Raw genomic sequence first — 1,166 nt, 5'->3', positions numbered from 1 at the left:
ACAAGTCCTATACCCGTGGGGCACAAGTCCTATACTTGTCGAGTACAAGTCCTATACCCGTCAATGGGATGTCCCAATCATATATCAAAGCATTTATGAACTTACCAACAAATAAACGTATGAAAGAAACCAAGTATGTGGCATTCTCCACCCAAAAAGGAGGGGCAGGCAAAACGACGCTCACGGTACTCGTGGCAAGCTACCTGCATTATGTAAAAGGGTATGACGTCGCCGTCATCGACTGCGACTTCCCCCAGTACAGCATCCATGACATGCGCAAACGCGACATGAACAGGATTTCAAAGGACGATTACTACAAGGTGCAGGCTTTCGAGCTGATTAAGACGCTCCAAAAGAAGCCCTACATCATCGAGTGCAGCAGGGCCGAGGATGCCATCGGTAAAGCTGAGGCGTTGCAGGCTTCGCTGCCGTTGGACTTCATCTTCTTCGACCTGCCCGGCACCGTCAACAATGCCGAGATCGTCAATACCGTATCTCGGATGGACTATATCTTCACGCCCATCATCGCCGACCGCGTGGTGATGGAAAGTTCTATCAAGTTCGCCACCGTCATCAACGAGCAGACGGTCATCACGGGCAAGTCGGACATCAAGGGGATTTACCTGATATGGAACATGGTGGACGGGCGCGAAAAGACGGAGCTCTACGACATCTATGAAAAGGTGTGCGCGGAGTTTGCCCTGCCCGTACTCAAGACCTTCCTTCCCGACAGCAAGCGGTTCCGCAAGGAGATGGCATCCGAGCGAAAGGCGGTGTTCCGCTCCACGACATTCCCCACAGACAAGAGCCTGCTGCGGGGAAGCAATGTGGACAGGCTCGCAGACGAAATACTCGACATTATAAACCTCAAAAGATAAAGACAATGGCAAAGAAGACAAGAGTGGAAGACATCGACAGCAATTTCATCATCAATTCGTTCCGTCGGGACGACATGAGCATCCCACCCGAAGCAAGGACGAACGGAGTGGAAAGTGAAAAGCAGGAAGAGTCGGAAGATGAGGCGCCTATGGGAAAAGAAGCGGGCAAGGACGAAGAACAGAAGACGGAGGAAATGCCGGCACGCCGCAGACGGTCGAAAGACAGGGAGCAGGAATACCTTGCCGCCTTTCACAAGGAAGTGGACATCCCTGCCCGTATCGGTAAGA

General features: G+C 52.1%; 1 protein-coding gene and 1 pseudogene. Both read left to right on the top strand.

Annotated elements, in window-relative coordinates:
* Nucleotides 1-119 precede the first annotated feature (119 nt).
* Nucleotides 120-878: a ParA family protein gene (locus H164_RS0114300; RefSeq protein ID WP_019969255.1), complete on the top strand. Its 759-nt coding sequence runs from the start codon at nucleotides 120-122 to the stop codon at nucleotides 876-878.
* A 5-nt stretch (nucleotides 879-883) separates the two neighbouring features.
* Nucleotides 884-1,166 (top strand): annotated as a pseudogene (locus tag H164_RS0114295) (DUF3408 domain-containing protein); the annotation flags it as partial.

The sequence above is a fragment of the Segatella maculosa DSM 19339 = JCM 15638 genome (genome assembly GCF_000382385.1).
In the GTDB taxonomy this organism is placed as follows: domain Bacteria; phylum Bacteroidota; class Bacteroidia; order Bacteroidales; family Bacteroidaceae; genus Prevotella; species Prevotella maculosa.
Note: the sequence above shows the minus strand (reverse complement) of the source record. Positions and strands in the feature narration are given on the sequence as shown.